Annotated in this window: 13 protein-coding genes and 1 pseudogene; 9 read left to right on the top strand and 5 right to left on the bottom strand. The window is 69.1% G+C overall.

Going from position 1 to position 17,600, the window contains the following annotated elements; translation table 11 throughout:
- The first annotated feature begins 30 nt into the window (after positions 1-30).
- Complete coding sequence (locus AB0D32_RS05715; protein ID WP_357085315.1) at positions 31-1,281, top strand: adenylosuccinate synthetase; 1,251 nt, start codon at positions 31-33, stop codon at positions 1,279-1,281.
- 217 nt (positions 1,282-1,498) lie between these two features.
- Positions 1,499-2,110, top strand: a complete 612-nt coding sequence (locus AB0D32_RS05710; protein WP_357085313.1) for a DedA family protein — start codon at positions 1,499-1,501, stop codon at positions 2,108-2,110.
- A gap of 178 nt (positions 2,111-2,288) precedes the next feature.
- On the opposite strand, the gene AB0D32_RS05705 is transcribed toward AB0D32_RS05710, so the two are convergent.
- Both AB0D32_RS05705 and AB0D32_RS05700 read right to left on the bottom strand, forming a co-directional pair.
- Positions 2,289-3,566: a hypothetical protein gene (locus tag AB0D32_RS05705; RefSeq protein WP_357085311.1), complete on the bottom strand. Its 1,278-nt coding sequence runs from the start codon at positions 3,564-3,566 to the stop codon at positions 2,289-2,291.
- Positions 3,567-3,745: 179 nt separating this feature from the next.
- Complete coding sequence (locus AB0D32_RS05700) at positions 3,746-4,390, bottom strand: TetR/AcrR family transcriptional regulator (protein ID WP_357085308.1); 645 nt, start codon at positions 4,388-4,390, stop codon at positions 3,746-3,748.
- A gap of 67 nt (positions 4,391-4,457) precedes the next feature.
- Here AB0D32_RS05700 and AB0D32_RS05695 point away from each other — a divergent pair, with 67 nt between their 5' ends.
- From AB0D32_RS05695 to AB0D32_RS05685, 3 genes and pseudogenes are all read left to right on the top strand, one after another.
- A complete protein-coding gene (locus AB0D32_RS05695) occupies positions 4,458-4,910 on the top strand; it encodes an SCP2 sterol-binding domain-containing protein (RefSeq protein WP_357085306.1) in 453 nt (150 codons plus the stop codon).
- A gap of 1 nt (position 4,911) precedes the next feature.
- Positions 4,912-6,126, top strand: coding sequence for an acyl-CoA dehydrogenase family protein (locus tag AB0D32_RS05690; protein WP_357085304.1), 1,215 nt, complete (start codon positions 4,912-4,914; stop codon positions 6,124-6,126).
- A gap of 158 nt (positions 6,127-6,284) precedes the next feature.
- Positions 6,285-7,565: pseudogene (locus AB0D32_RS05685) on the top strand (MFS transporter); the annotation flags it as partial.
- A gap of 155 nt (positions 7,566-7,720) precedes the next feature.
- On the opposite strand, the gene AB0D32_RS05680 reads toward AB0D32_RS05685, so the two are convergent.
- From AB0D32_RS05680 to AB0D32_RS05670, 3 genes are all read right to left on the bottom strand, one after another.
- Positions 7,721-8,566: a hypothetical protein gene (locus AB0D32_RS05680; protein WP_357085302.1), complete on the bottom strand. Its 846-nt coding sequence runs from the start codon at positions 8,564-8,566 to the stop codon at positions 7,721-7,723.
- A gap of 188 nt (positions 8,567-8,754) precedes the next feature.
- Positions 8,755-9,375, bottom strand: coding sequence for a Crp/Fnr family transcriptional regulator (locus AB0D32_RS05675; RefSeq protein ID WP_278125475.1), 621 nt, complete (start codon positions 9,373-9,375; stop codon positions 8,755-8,757).
- 239 nt (positions 9,376-9,614) lie between these two features.
- Positions 9,615-10,121 (bottom strand): hypothetical protein, encoded by a 507-nt coding sequence (locus AB0D32_RS05670; protein WP_357085299.1) that lies wholly within the window; start codon positions 10,119-10,121, stop codon positions 9,615-9,617.
- Between the two features lie 168 nt (positions 10,122-10,289).
- On the opposite strand from AB0D32_RS05670, the gene AB0D32_RS05665 reads away from it, so the two are divergent.
- The 4 genes from AB0D32_RS05665 (at position 10,290) to AB0D32_RS05650 (ending at position 17,598) form a co-directional block, all read left to right on the top strand.
- Positions 10,290-11,084 carry a hypothetical protein gene (locus AB0D32_RS05665; protein WP_357085297.1) on the top strand — a complete coding sequence of 265 codons (795 nt, stop codon included), beginning with the start codon at positions 10,290-10,292 and terminating at the stop codon, positions 11,082-11,084.
- 80 nt (positions 11,085-11,164) lie between these two features.
- On the top strand, positions 11,165-13,375 hold the full coding sequence (locus tag AB0D32_RS05660) for a hypothetical protein (protein ID WP_357085295.1): 2,211 nt from the start codon (positions 11,165-11,167) through the stop codon (positions 13,373-13,375).
- Between the two features lie 19 nt (positions 13,376-13,394).
- Positions 13,395-14,273: a hypothetical protein gene (locus AB0D32_RS05655; RefSeq protein ID WP_357085293.1), complete on the top strand. Its 879-nt coding sequence runs from the start codon at positions 13,395-13,397 to the stop codon at positions 14,271-14,273.
- Positions 14,274-14,868: 595 nt separating this feature from the next.
- A complete protein-coding gene (locus AB0D32_RS05650; RefSeq protein WP_357085290.1) occupies positions 14,869-17,598 on the top strand; it encodes a DEAD/DEAH box helicase family protein in 2,730 nt (909 codons plus the stop codon).
- The last annotated feature ends 2 nt before the right edge of the window (positions 17,599-17,600 follow it).

Below are 17,600 nucleotides of genomic sequence, written 5' to 3'. Positions count from 1 at the left end.
CGGCCTCGGCCACGACGAGGTGACCCGGCTGTGAGGCACGTTGCGGTGGTCGACCTGGGCTACGGCGACGCCGGCAAGGGCACAGTGGTGGACTGGCTCTGCGCCACCCGCCCCGTGCACACGGTGATCCGCTTCAACGGGGGCGCACAGGCGGCGCACAACGTCGTACTGCCCGACGGGCGGCACCACACGTTCGCGCAGTTCGGCGCCGGCACGTTCCACCCCGGTGTCCGTACGCACCTGTCGCGGCACGTGGTGGTGGACCCGCTGGCGCTGGCCGCCGAGGCCGACCACCTCGCCTCCGTCGGGGTGCCCGACGCGCTCGACCGGTTGACCGTCGACGGGGAGGCGCTGCTCGCCACCCCGTACCACCGGGCCGCCAACCGGGCCCGGGAGATCGCCCGGGGAGCCGACCGGCACGGCTCCTGCGGGCTCGGGGTGGGCGAGACCGTCGCGTACGGCCTCGCCCACCCAGACGAGTCGCCCCGGGTCGCCGACTGCCGCACCCCGGCGCTGCTGCGTCGCCGGCTGGCCGCCCTGCGGGACCGGCTGACCGCCGAACTCGGCCCGCTGGACGCGCCGCCCGTCGAGGACTGCCTGCCCGCGTTCACCGCGTTCGCCGGGCGGGTCGCGATCGTCGACCGGAGCTGGCTGGCCGGGGCGCTGCGCGCCGGGACCTGCGTCTTCGAGGGCGCGCAGGGGGTACTGCTCGACGAATGGCACGGCTTCCACCCGTACACCACGTGGAGCACCACCACGTTCGCCAACGCCGAGAGCCTGCTCGCCGAGGCGGGCCTGCCCGGCGGCGCGACCCGGATCGGGGTGCTCCGGGTGGTCACCACCCGGCACGGGCCCGGCCCGCTGGTGACCGAGGACCCGACCCTTCCGCTGGCCGACCCGCACAACTCGACGAACCCGTGGCAGGGCCGGTTCCGGTTCGGCCACTTCGACGCGGTCGCCCACCGGTACGCGCTCGCCGCCGCCGGCGGAGTCGACGGCCTGGCGCTGACCCACCTCGACCTCGCCGGCCCCGGCCTGCGGATCTGCCGCCGCTACGACACCACCGACCGGCTGACCCCGGGCCCGCCCGGGGACCTGGACCGGCAGGCCGCGCTCACCGCCCGCCTGCTGCGCTCCCGCCCGCTCTACGACGAGTCCCCGCCCGTCGACTGGCCGGAGGCGGTCCACGCGGAACTGGCCACTCCGGTAGTGCTCACCTCACACGGCCCCACCTCCACCGACAAGACTCCCCGAGGCCCCCTCCTCCTCCCCTCCCCCTGACCCCCGCCCGCCCCTCCCTCGCGCCCTCCTCCCTCCCCTCGCCCCCCTCGCCGCCTTCCCACGTCGATCTTGCACTTTCTGTCCTCGACTTGCGGCTTTTGTGAGATTCGCCGGGGCGCAAAGTGCAAGATCGGCGGGGGAGGGTGGGGCGGGCGGGAGGGGTGGGGATCCGGGTTGTCGGGTGCCGGGGCTGGTGTGGGCGGCGAGCATGGGAGGCATGGAGTCCGCGCTCGACCTGCTCCGAGATCTGGTCACCTCACCTTGGGTGTACCTGCTGATCTTCGGTCTCACGGCGGTCGACGCGTTCTTCCCGGCGGTGCCCGGCGAGGCAGCCGTAATCACCGCCGCCGTGCTCTCCACCAGTGGCAACCCCAACCTGGCGGCGGTGATCGTCACCGCCGCGCTGGGCGCCTGCGTCGGCGACCACATCTCGTACGCCATCGGGCGCGGCGGCGGCGCGAACCGGCTCGCCCGGTTCCCCGAGGACAGCCGGCGACGGGCCGGTTCCGAGTGGGCCCGTCGGGCGGTGCACCGACGTGGCGGGCTGATCCTCACCACCGCCCGGTACGTCCCCGGCGGCCGGACGGCGGTCACCCTCACCATGGGCGCGGTCCGCTACCCGCTCCGGTCGTTCCTGCTCTTCGACGCGGTCGCGGCGGTGAGCTGGGCGCTCTACTGCGCTCTGCTCGGGTACTTCGGCGGGCTGGCCTTCGAACGCGACCCGATCAAGGGCATCCTCGCCGGAATCGGCCTCTCGATAGCGATCACGCTGCTCCTGGAGTCCCTCCGCTGGCTACGCCACCGCACCCACACCACCCCCCACCCCTAACCACCCCACCCCGCCCACCCCGCCCTCCCCGCCCCTCCCCGCCCTCCCCGCCCCGCCCCGCCTCGCCTCGCCCCGCCCCCGGCGATCTTGCAGTTTCGGCCCCATGGTTGCCCTTGATGTCCGGTATGTCGGGGCAGGAAGTGCAAGATCGCGGGGGTGGGTGGGGTTCAGCCCGCGTTCACGAGGGGGGTGGGGGCGGGTCGGTGGGGAGGTAGGTCAGCAGCGCTTCCCGGGTGCGGGGTAGCCCGTACTCGCCGACGAGCATCGTGAAGTTGCCGAACGTCCGGCCGTCGAGCAGCCAGGTCTGCGGCGAGCGGGCCAGCACCTCGGCGAGCCGCCGCTGTCGCGGGGCGAGCGCGTCGTAGGGCGTGCCCTCGGGCAGCCGGCCGTCCGGGAACGCGAGGCGCAGCGCCTCGGCCGCCACCGGCAACGCCTCCGTGCCGGTGACCGTGGGCAGCCGGTCGAGCAGCGCGTCGAATGCCCGGTCGGCGTGCAAGGGGCCGAGCTGCCGCAGTGCCAGCCCCGCGTACCCGTGCAGGTCGCCGCCGTGGAACGGCACCTCGATCCCGTCGTGCGGCGGACGTTGCGGCCCGTCGGGCGCCGCGGCCGTCCAGGCCAGCAGTACGTCGACGGTCGCCTCGTCGGCCGCCGCGCCGAGCACCCGGGCCCGCCCGACAGCAGCGGCCCAGCGGACCACCGGGCGCGGGTCGGTGAGCAGCCTGGCGTCGGGTGCGCCGCCGAGCAGCCCGGCCGCCGCCAGCGCGGTGCCGACCACGCGGGCCTCCGCCGCGCCGTCCGCCACCGCGAGCAGCGCCGGCAGGCTGCCGGCCGCGTCCTCCGGAAACCAGCCGAGGGCGTACGCGGCTCCGACGCGCAGCCCCGGGTCGGCGTCGGTGAGCAGGGCACGGAACAGGGGCACCCCGGCCCGCACCGCGTCGTACGCGGCCAGCTCGATGTGCGCCCAGAACCGCCGCTGGTCCTCCGCGCTCAGCGACTCGATGTACGCGTACTCGTCGTACTCCTCCTCGTCGTCTTCTTCGTCGTCGTCTTCTTCCTCGTCGTCGTTCGACGGGGGCGGCTTGGCGGCGAGCAACTCCCGCCCACCGTCGGCCACCTGGCGAAACTCGGCCGCCGGAAAGCCGTCGGGCAGCCAGGTCTCGTCGTAGCCGACCGCGAGCGCGGTCAGCAGGGAGAGCAGCGACTCGCGGTCCGGCGTGGCCGGGTCGGCGAGCAGGCCGAGCAGGAACGGCACCGCGTGGGCGGTCGCCTCGAAGCGGCTGCCCTGGTGGAAAATGTTGGCGTACAGCTCGCCGAGGGCGCCCTGCCGGGCCTGCGGGTCGGGCGAGCGCAGGGCGCGGAGCTGCCCGGGCACGTCGTCGGCCGGCCCGTAGGCGTGGCCGAGCCGCCGCCAGTGCACCTCGTCGAGACCATCAAGCTTGTCGAGACCATCGAGCACCCGCGCATCCTCGCGCACCCCACCGACACCGAGCGCCAGCGGCACCCGGGACCACCCACGCCATCCGCGTTCCCCCATGGAAGCCCGCTCTGCCGTCGCCCCGTCGACGGTCAGGGGCCGGCCGGCGGCCGATCAGCAGGTGCTCGGGCTGACGGGCGAAAGGGGCCGGCGTCGGCCGGTCAGGAGGGGCCCACCCGGGGTTGCCAGGTGACGCCGTGGATGAGTTGGCCGGCGCCCATCCAGGCCACGTTCATCATCCGGGTGGCGGTCTTCTCCGGGTCGGCCTCCGGGTGGTCGGCGAGCCAGTCGGCCAGCGACTCGGTCGCGCCCACCAGGGCGTACGCGACGACCTCCAGATCGGTCTCGCCCACCTCGCGCCCCTCGGCGCGCAGCGCGTGGTCGAGCATCCCGGCGACCACCTCGACCAGCCGGGCACGCATGCCGGCCAGCTCGCCGGCGAAGGGCTGCTCGCCCCGGGCCTGCCGGTAGAGCACCGCCCAGCCGTCGCGGTGCGCCCCGACGAACCCGAAGAAGGCGCGCAGCCCGCGCCAGAGCCGCTCGTCGGCCGGCAGGTCGGGGGCCGCCGCCCCGGCGATGGCCTGCGTCATCCGGGTGCCCTCCCGGTGCAGGCAGGCGACGAAGAGTTCTTCCTTCGTGCCGAGGTACGCGTAGACCATGGGCTTGGAGATGCCGGCGTCCTCGGCGATCTCGTCCATGCTGGCCGCGTGGAATCCCCTGCGAGAGAACACTTTCACGGCCGCGTCGAGCATCTGCTGCTCGCGTACGGCGCGGGGGAGGCGCTTGAAGGTGGGCGGGGTGGACACCTTGCGAGCATACCTACTCGCCCGTAAGGTTACGCACGAGTAGCCAATTCCCGGAAGGTGCAGCCCCATGACTGACTTCGACCCGGCCAACTTCGCGAACGTCGGCCCCAAGGAGTTCGCCCAGCTGGTCAAGTCCACCCCGGACGACAAGATCGCCGAGGTGATGTCCGGCGACCTGCGCGGCAAGGTCCTCGACGAGGTCTTCAACCGGATGCCGCAGCTCTTCCGCGCCGACCGGGCCGGCTCGACCAGTGCGATCATCCACTGGGGCATCACCGGCCGCCCCGACGGTGGCACCGACACCTACGAGGTGGTCATCGCCGACGGCACGTGCACCGTCAACGAGACCCCGCAGCACGACCCGAAGCTCAGCCTCACCATGGGCCCGGTCGAGTTCCTGAAGATCATCTCCGGTGGCGCGAACCCCGTCATGATGTTCATGACCGGCAAGCTCAAGGCCAAGGGCGACCTGGGCCTGGCCGCCAACATCGCCAACCTGTTCGACATCCCCAAGGCCTGACGTGGCCGAGTTCTCGCTCGACCTGAACGAGGAACAGCGGGATCTGCGCGACTGGGTGCACGGCTTCGCCGCCGACGTCGTGCGCCCGGCCGCGGCCGAGTGGGACGCCCGCGAGGAGACTCCCTGGCCGATCATCCAGGAGGCGGCGAAGGTCGGCCTGTACGGCTTCGAGTTCCTCGCCACCTGCTGGGCCGACCCCACCGGCCTCTCCCTTCCCATCGCCAGCGAGGAACTCTTCTGGGGTGACGCCGGCATCGGGCTGGGCATCTTCGGCACCTCCCTCGCGGTGGCCGCCATCTACGGCGCCGGCACGCCCGACCAGATGGTCGAATGGGTGCCGCAGTGCTTCGGCACCGTCGACGAACCGGCCGTCGCCGCGTTCTGCACCACCGAGCCCGAGGCCGGCTCCGACGTCGGCGCCATGCGCACCCGCGCGGTCTACGACGAGGCGACCGACGAGTGGGTGCTGAGCGGGCAGAAGGCGTACGCCACCAACGGCGGGATCGCCGGGGTGCACGTGGTCACCGCCTCGGTCGACCCGTCGCTCGGCTCCCGTGGGCAGGCGGCGTTCGTCGTACCGCCGGGCACCGCCGGCCTGCACGCGACCCGCAAGCTGCGCAAGCTGGGCCTGCGCGCGTCGCACACCGCCGACGTCTTCCTCGACGACGTACGCGTCCCGGGGCGCTGCCTGCTCGGCGGCCGGGACGCCCTGCTCGAACGGCTCGACCGGGCCCGATCCGGCAGGCGCGCCTCGGGCCAGGCCGCGATGCGCACCTTCGAACTCTCCCGGCCCACGGTCGGCGCGCAGGCGCTGGGCGTGGCCCGCGCCGCCTACGAGTACGCCCTGGACTACGCGAAGGAGCGGGTCCAGTTCGGCCGCCCGATCATCGAGAACCAGGCCGTCGCGTTCGCGCTGGCCGACATGAGGATGGAGATCGACGCCGCCCGGCTGCTGGTCTGGCGGGCCTCCTGGATGGGCCGCAACAACCGGCCCTTCACCGCCGGCGAGGGCTCGATGTCCAAGCTGAAGGCCGGCGAGGTGGCCGTCTCCGTCACCGACAAGGCCGTGCAGCTGCTCGGTGGGGCCGGTTTCCTGCGCGACCACCCGGTCGAACGCTGGTACCGGGACGCCAAGATCTACACCATCTTCGAGGGCACCTCGGAGATCCAGCGGCTGGTCATCTCCCGGGCCATCTCCGGCGTCCAGATCCGCTGACCCGACCGCCGGCAACCCACGCGTGGCCGCCCGCTACCACGGCTGACCGTTCGCCGGCCGTCACCGCGCGGCTGCCCCCGGCCCCGTCCACTGCCGGCCGCACCGGTTCCTCCGCGGTTACTGTCCGGATGCCCCGCCGCCCCTAGGCTTGCGGCACGATGATCGGCTCCGGATCCCTCCGCCGTGCCCGTCACCGCCGGCCAGGACCACGGACGGGGCCGCTGCTGCTGGTCGAGGCGGCGACCCTGCTCTCCAACACCGGCAACGGGGTCGCCAACGTGGCCCTGCCCTGGCTGGTGCTGGAACGCACCGGCAGCGCCACCGCTGCCGGTGTCGTCGCGGCAGCCGCCGCGCTGCCGCTGCTGCTGTCCGGCCTCGTCTCCGGCACCGTCGTGGACCTGCTCGGCCGGCGACGTACGGCGCTGGTCTCCGACGCGCTCTCCGCCCTCTCGGTCGCCGCGATCCCGGTGGTCGACGCCCTGCTCGGGCTGAACCTCGGCTGGATCGTGGCGCTGGCCGTGCTCGGCGCGGTGTTCGACCCGGCCGGGCTGACCGCCCGGGAGACGCTGGTGCCCGCCGCCGCGCAGGCCGCCGGCTGGCGGATCGAACGGGCCAACGGGGTCCACGAGGCGGTCTGGGGGCTCGCCTTCCTGATCGGGCCCGGCGTCGGCGGCGTGCTCATCGCCACGATCGGCCCCGGCTCGACGCTCTGGGTCACCGCCGCCGGATTCGCGCTGGCCGTCGCGATGATCGCCGCCGTCCGGCTGCCCGGGGCCGGCCGCCCCGAACGCCCCCCGGCCGGGCTGTGGCGCGGCACCGCCGAAGGGCTGCGGTTCGTCTGGCGGGACCGGCTGTTGCGGACCATCGCACTGCTCACGATGGTGCTGGCCGCGCTCTACCTGCCGGTCGAGGGCGTGCTCCTGCCGGCGTGGTTCGTCGGCCAGGGAGAACCGGCCCGGCTCGGCGCGATCCTGATGGCGATGAGCGCCGGAGGAGTCGTCGGGGCGCTCGCCTCCGGCGCGGCGGGCCGGCTGATCCGTCGCCGCACCCTGATGGTGGTCGCCCTCGTCGTCATCGGGGTGGCGCTCGTCGGGCTGGCCACCCTGCCGCCGTTCCCGGCCATGATCGGCTTCGCCGTCGCGATCGGGCTGGCGTACGGGCCGGTCAATCCGCTGTCCAACTACGCCATGCAGACCCGCACCCCGGAACGGCTGCGCGGGCGCGTGGTCGGGGTGATGACCTCGTTCGCGTACGCCGCCGGCCCGGCGGGCTATCTGCTCGCCGGGCCGCTGGTGGAGTGGCTCGGGCTGCGTACCGCCTTCCTCGTGCTGGCCGGGGCGCTGCTGGTGGCGGCGCTGACCGCCGCGCCGCTGCCGGCGCTGCGGGCGCTGGACGAGCCGCCCCGCCATCCACCCGCCCCGCCCGGCGACACGTCGGGCCTGGTGGAGGCGCCCGGCCCAGCCGGCGGCCCGTCGGGCCAGGTGCAGAAGCACGCCCCTCCCGGCAGCGTGTCTGGCCAGGTGGCGGAGCCCGTCGGGCCCGGCGAGCAGTGGAGGCCCCCGACGCACCGTGGTCGCCACCGGGTCGCCACCGGTCAGGGATAGAGCGTCAGCCCGGGGGTGGTGGCGATGGCCGTCAACTGCGCCACGGTGAGCACCGGCGGCGGACCGAACCGGACCGTCGGCGTCTCGCCGGTCTCCCCGCCCGTGATGTGGTTGTCCGTCGTCACCGTCACGGTCGTACCGTCGGCCCGTCGCACCTTTGCCCAGCGCTGTTCGAAGCCTTCGTCGCCCGGGGTGGCCGTGCCGGTGGCGACGGTGCCACCGTCCGGGAGTCGGCTGCTCGTGCAGGCACCGGGGGCGGGAGCGGCGTCGCACCCCTCGGGCTCGTCGGTGCTCGTCGGAACGAGCCGCACCGTCACGTTGTCGGCCTCTCCGTCGCGGAGCAGCCGGGCGTGGGCGTAGTAGTACCAGTGGCTCTTCTCGTAGGTGAACTGGACCAGATCGCAGCCAGGGATCGTGCCGCCGACCGTCAGCCCCGCCGGCACGACCGCCGCCAGCGCCGGACGCAGCACGAGGGTCAGCCGGGCCACGCCGGCGTCGGGGCGCTCGGTCGGCCGGTCGCGCACCGTGTCGTACGACTGCTGGGGCGCCGGCGGGCCACTGGGTTGCGGCTTCGCAACCGGACAGAGTGAGGTGTCGGCGGACGACGAGCCCGCAGCGGCCGGTGGCAGGGTCAACCCGGCGGGATCGGCGCCCGGGCCGGCGAGCAGCACCGGTGTCACCACGGCTGCGGCGACCGCCGCGGCGACACCGGTGCCGGCCAGGACCCGGGCCCGCCGGCGGCGCTGCCGGTCGTCGGCGATCAGCCGGTCCACGTCGATCCGGGTCGGCGGCGAGGACGCCACCGCCGTACGCAACTGCTGGGTCAGGTCATCCATCGGTGCGTGCCTCCTCGGCTCGGGCCGGCACGTCGACGAGGCGGCCCCGCAACGCCTCGATCGCGCGCGCCGACTGGCTCTTGACGGTAGTCAAGTGCCGAAAGAAGCCATAACTAATCCGTCTCAACAGGGGCACCTGGGTATCCGCTCGGGCGTTCCGAAATCCGGGCAGGTTGGACTTCCACGCTTCAGCTGACTTTGGTCCACCCTTGTCGCACGTTCGGCATACGCCCGACCTGCCGCAGAGCTGCCAGATCACGGATGGTGATCTGGCGGTATCCCGTCTCAAGAACCCCGGCCTGCCTAAGCTCGCGGAGCGCCTTCTCCACCGTCGGCTCCGCTGCGCCACTCAACGTTGCCAACTCCGTTTGGGTCAGCGTTACGCCAAGAGTTCTGCCGGCCGGCACTGACTCTCCGTGTGCAGCCGATAGTTCTGCCAAGACCCTGGCCAATCGGACCTTCGCCGGGTAGGAGGCGAAGTCGACCCTTCGCTGGTTCGCCCAGCGGAAACGTTCAGCCGTGGTGCCCGCTAGCGCAAGCGCCGCCTCAGGGTGATCCTGCAAGAAGGGATGCCAATCCCGCCGGTGAATAACGTTGACCACCCCGTCGCCGCAGCTGGTGACCGTGGCGGTGCGCGGCGTGCCACCTAGCGCCGAGATCTCACCAACGACGTCGCCCGAAACCCTGATTGCTAGAAGGGCTTGACGCCCATCTGCCATGTTGACGGTTACTTTCGCCAAGGCATGGCAGAGCAACACCATATGGCTACCCTCGTCGCCTTCGCGAAGGATGCGGTCTCCCGGCTCCACCCTGACGGCGGTACCGATGGCGAGGAGCGCGGTGCGGACCGGCGGGGCTAGGCAGCTGAGCAGGGACCCCGGGGGCCACGACGACAAGTCTTGTGGTCGGTCCTGGTGGTGTCGCATGTCAGCACCCCGTTCGCCGTCGGACGTGGCGATGCTTGGCCTGGTTGCGGTTGCATCGGCACAGCAACCATTCTGATCGATGCGGTCGGCCGGCAGAAGACTTCCGAGCAGCGGCGTACCAGTCACAGGAAGGAAGTAAGGACCAACCACGATGTTGCCGAGGCGACTGCAACGAAGGTCCACGGAAGCGCCGACCGCACCCGACGATGCTTGCCGTACGCGATCTGCCCTAGCAGCATCACGAGCTGCCATGCCTCGTTGCTCTCCTGGCCAGCGACCAGCGCGATGGGTAACGATTGAGGGGCGGGGAAGCCGAAACGGTTCGGTCCTTCAGGTCCGGTCACCACTGGGCGGAAGCCGAGTGCCAGCTGTCGGGCACCGGCGACCAGCGACCAGATGAACACGACGCAGGTTAGGCCAAGGGCCAAGCCTAGACCTGGCGTGCCTGCCAGTTCGGATTGCGTGGGCAGACTACTGACGATGAGGCTTGCGAGCGCTCCGTACATACCAACGAGCTTCGCGATCTTGGCGTCGGCGTGCTGGATCGAGTCTTGATGCATGCGAGCCGTGGCCAACGCTCGTTCCACGTCGGCAGTACCGGATGACACCGAGGGCTGAGGGATGTTCATGGCATCAGTCAAGCCACAGCGCCTCCGCCCCGCCCCTTCAAAGTACGGCTTGACGCAAAGACGACGGCAACCTCATTCCCGAAACCCGTACTTCGATGGCATTCCCAAGGTCGTGCGTCGCTATAAGTGACATGTCTCGCAGGCAAGGCGGGGCACGAGGAGGGCGAGATGGCACCGGCAGTACAGTCGGATCGGCGGCTGATCATGTTCGTGGACATGGAGAGCTACAGCAGGAACGACGACATGGGACAGTTCCATGCCCAGAGCAACTTCCAAAAAATCATGCGAGACGCTGCAGATCTTTGCGGTCTGGACCGCAGCGGCTGGACGATCCAGGCGAGCGGGGACGGCGAGTTTGCGATCTTCCCGCCTGGGACCTCGGAGCCGAGGATCGTTGCCGAACTCGTGCCAGCCATGGACCGGGTTCTGCGCGACCACAATCGGCACGCCGCGGATCAGGCTCGCATCCGGATGCGCGTCGCCTTGCATCAGGGGCTGGTAGTACCGGCGGAGAACGGCTTCGCCGGCACGGCGGTCGTTACGGCCGCTCGGCTGGTCAACGCCGACCCGGTGCGAGAGGCATTGGCCTCGTTCCCCAACGCCGCAGTAGCGCTAATCGTGTCAGCCACCATCCATCGCGACGTCGTTTGCCAGTCCTACAGCGGTATCCGGCCAGACCGCTTTCGTCGGGTGCGTGTTGAAGTGAAGTCCTTCGTGGACCAGGCGTGGGTGTTTGTGCCAGACGAGAATGTCAACTGCAGTCCCTCCGTGCTCGGCTCTGATGGTCCGGGCGACCCTCGCCGTCGTGGTGGAAAGACAAGGCGGCCGACAGCAGGTCCCTCCGGCGGTAGCAGGTTCAACTTCGGCACCGTCACGAACAACGGGCCTACCGTGTACGGCGACCACGGCCGCGCCTACGGCTCACACGCGGTGTGGCGCGAGGACGAGGAGAGAGAACGGTGACTCCCCACGGTCCCTCCGCTGATGAGCCACCACCAGCCAATCCTGGGCTTGGCGCCGTAACGCCCGGGTCTGAGCCGGAGGTGGACGATTCGAAGCAGTCGCCGACAGCAGGGGAACCCGAGCATGGCCGAGGCGAAGCGGGCGTCGATCTGCAAGATACGAAGGCCCGTGAGGAGGACGAAGATGCAGAGGACCAGCCGGACGATCCAGCGGGGAGAAACGAGTCTGGCGACTCTGCCGACTTCGGGCAGTCCAATCCGACGCTCAGAGCATGGATGCCAGGGCAGGGCAACCGCTTCCGGTTCGACGACGTCCGAAACGAAGGACCGGCGGTCTATGGCGACTATGCGCGGATCATCGGCAGCATCATCAACATCGGCCAGGACGATCGAGCTCGGCTGAGTGCCGATCCCGTTCGCCGAATCAAGCTCAAGGTGGCCACGTTAGTCAAGCCTGCATGTTTCGATGATCTAACACAACGCTTGGGTCGAAGCCCGGTAGCGGGTCTCGCAGGTCCGGTTGGCACCGGGCGCTCGACGACTGCCTGCGCTGCACTAGCCGCTCGCCACGGCCAGGAAAATGTTCGGGAGATCATGCTTCCCGAGTCCAGCGATCCTCTGCAAGTCCGAGATCACCCAGATCTGCTGCAGAAAGGGCATGGCTACATCATCCGACTCGGCGCTAACGCCACTGCTGGACTACTCCGGGCGTTGGAGCGAACCTTCGAGCAGCACGAAGCGACTGCGGTGTTGGTCCGCGATCTAGACGTGCCAGACGGCGTGCTTCATCACGCGGAGGTGTTTCAGAAGTGCAGTTTTGATCCGATGTCTGTTTTCCGTCGTCACCTCGTCTATAACCTCCATGGCCGCTGTGTTGATGGCGATGAGTACTGCGACGGGCGCTGCGGGGTCCGCTACGCTCGGAAGCTCTTGAAAAACGATCTCCTCCGACGCAGTGTGACGCTGTTGGCTCGACCTCGAGAATGCGCGCAGCAGGCGGAAATACTCGCGACCAGACTGCCGCAAAGCCATGAAGAACTGGCCGCACTGCTTCCGTCCGGAGAAGTGCGGCGACGTGTTCGTGCACGCGCCATTTTGGAGATGCCTACCGTCGACAGCGACTATCAACACCGTCAACTTCAGCACCGCAGATCCCTACGGGTCACCTATGCAGTATTTTCCGGCCATCCGATCGCCCACGTGACGGATGCGGCCGGGCTCTTGCTAGAGAAGCTCGATGGGCTCTTCGCCCATCCCGCCATCGGCCGGCCCGCGCTGGTCCACAGCCTCCCCGGACTACTCGGTGACGATCTTGCAGGCGACTGGGACGGCGAGGAGGAGGTAGCAGATCGGCTCCGACCTGACGTGGCGACCCGGATGGCGCAGGTCGAGCCAGATATGGTTCGGGCACTTCTGGACGTTGCCTGGAACGAATTTGACAACAGCCGGGCAGCGCTCATCGGTTGGTTAGACGCGCTGGCCACTCATCCCGCTGAGGACTTTAAGCACTGCGCGGCGGTCGCCGCTGCCGGATTCGCCTGTCACGACTTCGATCAAGTCTATAAGAGTGTGATCGGCAACTGGGCGAAGGACCGGAAGCCGGCCCTTCGCCGAGCCGCTGCGGCGGCACTGGTGGCCGTGGCAAACCTTGTCAACTCAGGGACTCCCGACAGATCAGCGATCCACCGGATCAGCAGCCGTGTGAGCGGCGAGATTTCTTCACTCGCCCGGTCTGACGCCGCATTTGAACGCGACACAGCCGCCAAGGCTTGGTCCATGGGCTTCCCGACCTCGAATCACAACCGATTACTGCACGACCTAACCCACGTTGCCCGAAACGCCCACGGATATCTCGGCCACGAGGTCGCGGGGTCGGTCACTCGACTGGCCGTGGATCTCGGCCGAGCTCCAATCTTGGTGCTACTCAAAAGATGGGCGCTGAGTGGGGATTCCGTCCTCGAGGTCGCGGCCGGTCGTGCGTTCAGTCGGTTAACAACGTCGGAACTTCCCTTTCCCGGTCAGTTTCCGTTGCTCACGCTAGCTGGCGCATCGCCCCAAGCCTTGGAAGATATGGCGGCGCTCTGGCGCTTAGTCCTCTTGGACCCCGACCTTGCGGAGAACGGTTGGCGCCAACTGGGTCACTGGCTGCGATCCTTCCGGGCGTACCCACCGACCGCCGAGGCCTTCCGCGCCCTGCTCCGGAAGCTTGTCCTCGACCGGAGCGTGCGGCCAAGGTTCACCTACTGGCTATCACGAGCCGGTGCCCCATCCCCCTCTGCTTCGGCTGCTTGAGCTTAGGAGTGAGAGTGCCATGACCTCCCCCAACGCTATTGCTTCCACGACTTACCTCGCCCGTTGGTGGCGGGGGCTGAAATCATGGCTGAGGCGACTGTGGCTCGCTGCACGCCGCCTTCTTGCCGGTCCGCCACCGCCGATCCGGCAATCCGCCCCGGAGAGCGTCAGCCAACGCCGTCGGCTGTCCCAGCCCATTATCGTTCCGGCACGCGGGTTCGTCTTCACGTTCGAGATCCAGGTGCTGCTGACCTGGCACGCGGAGAAGCTGAGCGAGGAACTGCTAGGTGCCTGGTCGTTGCAGTTCTCCGACCTAGCACGGAGAGATGTTGAGAGACAGTGTGCTGAGCTGGCACGACATTTTTACCCGCAACAGGCCGGCGAACTCGAGTACCGCCTCAACCGGGAACTCTCGCGAAGCTACCGCACTTATGAAAGACGGGGGGTCGTACTACGCTGCCGGCCCGAGGTCAGGATCCGTCTCGACCCGGAGGTACGCGAACAACTCCGAGCGATCCACCTCCAGCGGATCCAGGAGGAAGGCGAGCACGAGTTACTCCTGCGACGAGCCCAGCGGACCGACCAACTGACCGAACGTTGGATCGCGGTGCTAGACCGGCTGCGCCGCAGCCCTCTGGCGCATGCCGCAGCCCATCTGACCGACGAGCATCTGGCCAGCGTCATCGGACAGTACGTCACCGCCGAAGAGAAGGCGAACATCGACCATCTTGCTACCCGCCTGGACGAGATACTCCGACGTAGCGGACGGGTCGGGCAGCCCCTCGAGGCGCACGAGGCTGACGAGGTCATCAGGCTGCTGAACGACGTCTTGGCCGACGTGCCCGACCTGTTGTCGACCACATACCGCCCGACGCCCAACGGCGCCAAGGCGCAGTGACCGCTGCCATCTGCGTCTAGTCAAGCAGCGCAACAAGCCACATACTTCGCGTTGCTCGTCGGCTCGACCTGCGGCGAGTGGTGCTGGACGTCTACGCGGACCCGTTCGAGGACGACTTGGACCAGTTCGCGGACCACCTCGGCCGGGGCGACGACTCGTGCTGCAGAGTACTCGACTCGAACCGGCCATTACTCAGTTGGGCAAGCTCCGTCAAGAGTTCGGCAATGGTGGCCGCCGGACCGCCCAGAGCCCGTCGCGGAGTACGTGCTCTTCCGATTCTGGCCGCCGGCGGCCGAGATTGACGGCGTGGATGCGTGGCGATGCCCGTGCGACCGGCCGCAGGTTGACGGCGACGAGCGAGCTTCCGGGCATTGGGAGTGGCGCGCGCCGGTCCGGTACCGGCGGCCACCGCGGCCCCAGGTGTACTGATCTCGACGCCCGTGAGCCTCGCCTCGACCTCGGCGCTCGATGTCGATGTCAGGCACCGGCCGCTTGTGTTTGTCGTTGACAGGACGGCCTGCTTGCCGTCTACCCCCCTCGTGGGCCGCGGCCCTACGCAGATAGGCTCCCCAGCGGCGGTCGGTGAGGAGCTGGTGTGAAGTACGAGCTGTTCGACTATCAAGAAGCTGCGGTCTCGGCGATCTCCAAGCACCTCGTGCGGGCAACGCGAGACTACGACGAGGATCCAGATGAGCGCGCCGCGGTCGTGCTCGCCGCCCCGACTGGGGCGGGCAAGACGGTTATCGCCACGGGCGTCATCGAGTCGGCCCTGGCCGGGGACGGGGCGATGTCGGCAGTTGAGGATGCGACGTTCCTGTGGGTCACGGATGACCCATCGCTGAACCGGCAGACGCTGCAGAAGATGCTCGATTCCTCCTCCGACCTGCAGCTCAGCCAGCTGACGATCATCGAGAACGACTTCGATGAGGAGTTCTTTACGCCTGGCAAGGTCTACTTCCTCAACATCCAGAAACTTAGCGCGAATGCAACCCTCTCCCGGTCTCGCGGCGACGGGCGCGCTTACTCGCTTTGGGACACGATCGCCAACACGATCACTCAGCGACCACACGGGTTCGTCGTCGTAATCGATGAGGCGCACCGCGGCACAACGGCGGCCGCGAGCTTCGGTCGAACCCGCGAGACGATCGTGAGTCAGATCATCGGAGGCGGAAGGACTGAGCGGCCGGCGGCCCCAGTGGTGTGGGGCGTCTCGGCGACTCCGCGACGGTTTCTTAGCGCGATGGCCGAGATGGGGCGCACGACCAAGCAGCACACCGTACGGATTGAGGACGTGCGCGCTTCAGGGCTGCTGAAGGAGCAGATCGTACTGGGGCATACCCAGGGCATTGACGCCGCAGAGTCGGCCTTGGTGAGGTTCGCGGTTCAGCGGGTGCGGCTTTACGACGGCAAGTGGGCCGCGTACACCGCCTCCACCGGCGAGCCGCCGGTTCGCCCCGCACTTGTGATTCAGGTGGCGGACAAGCCGACGCAGACCGAGCTGGGCGCTCTGATCGGCACGGTTCTGGAGGAGTGGCCCGACATCACCGCCGACGCTGTCGTCCACACGTTCGCCGATCACGCGCCCGTCGATGCCGGTGGCATTAAGGTGCCCTGGTGCCCACCCGAGGACATCCAGGACCGAAGCGATGTCCGAGTGGTGCTGTGCAAGACCGCCATCACCACCGGATGGGATTGCCCGCGCGCCGAGGTCTTGTTGTCCTTCCGGGTCGCGCGCGACCTAGACCTAATCACCCAGGTTATGGGCCGGATGGTCCGTACCCCGCTCGCCCGGCGGATCGACACCGACCAGGACCTTAACGCGGTCCACTGCATCTTGCCCAAGTTCGATCACGCTGCCGTGGAGGAAATCGCCGAGCGGTTCAAGGTTGGGGGCGACGAGGCACTCGCAGCAGGCTCCGCCGTCATCGTCGACGCGGTGGAACTCACCCGGAACCCCACGCTCGCGCCCCCGCCCGCGCCGACAGCCCTCCCGCCCGACGCGACCCCGGCACGGGCACCAGCAGAGGACGAGCCGCCCGCCGACTGGCTCAGGCTGCAGGAAGTTGACGAGATAACCAAGGCCAGGGTGGCTCACGCGCCACGCTCCAGATCGACGGCGGAGTCTAGCGAGGACGTGGCGGTCGCAGGCGGCCTGTTCGCCGACCCCGAACCCGTGCACGACCTGTCCGCCGCCGCAGCGACATCGGCGTTCGACGTGGTCAGCTCTCTCCCGTCGTACACCATTCCCCGACGCACGCTGCGTTCGCCAGTGGACCGGCTGACGCAGATGGCGATCCTGCTGGCCGGCGAACACGACGGCTTCCGCATCGACGCGAAGGCGCCACTCAAGGCGCGAACCGCGTTGCTGTCAGTAATCGACGAGCACCACGCCGTTCTAGAAGAGTCAGGCGAGCTGGAGGAGCGTGTCCAACTCGCGAGCGTGACCCGCCTGTTTGAGCGGACCGTAGGCTTCGCAGACCCGGCTTCCATGAGCACAGACACCACCTCGGAGCTGACGCTCGATGCGCGCGGCGTGCAAATCCTCATGAAGCGCGCCGAAGCGCTACTGCCTCAAGGGCTGGCGAACGCATACGTGAAGCGGCTGGCAGAGCGCGACGACCAGGTGCGCAAGGCGCAGCTAACGACCATCGCCATTGCCGCTGAGCCATCGCTGCCTGAGGCGCTGCGGAGCCGCGCGTCCCACCTCGTAGAGCAGTGGTTCAAGGACTACGGTGCGGCAATCACCCGCCTACCCGCGCCCGAGCAGGAACGGTTCGACAGGATCAAGCGAGAGTCGGACCGCCCACTGCTGACCACCATTACCCTACCGAGCAACAAGACCGAAAGCGCGGCGGGAGCCGCGTGGGAGCGGCACATCCTCTCTGACGCCAACGGGCTGTACCACGCCGAGCTGAAGAGTTGGGAGGAGCACGTGCTGCGCACCGAGCTCGAGGCGGGCGCGGTGGCCTGGTACCGGAATCCCTCAACCGGGCGGCACTCCCTGCAGATTCCGTACACAACCTCATTCGGAATCAAAGGCCTTGCACCGGACTTCATCTTCGTCGACCGAGTCACCGGACGGCTCGTCGCATCGATCGTCGACCCCCACGGCACCCACCTGGCCGACGCCGTCGACAAGCTCAAGGGATTGGCCACGTACGCCGCCAAGCACGCCGACGCGTATCACCGAATCCAGTCAATCGCCATGGTCGACGATGGCTACCTCATGCTCAACCACAAGGATCCCGAGATTCGGGCAGCGATCAAGGGCTTCGACGGCGCCGACTCGCGGGAGCTCTTTCGCTCCCATGGGACGAGGTACTAAGT

It is taken from the genome of Micromonospora sp. NPDC048170 (assembly GCF_040652795.1).
Taxonomy (GTDB): Bacteria; Actinomycetota; Actinomycetes; order Mycobacteriales; family Micromonosporaceae; genus Micromonospora.
This window is presented reverse-complemented; position numbering and strand designations above follow the sequence as displayed.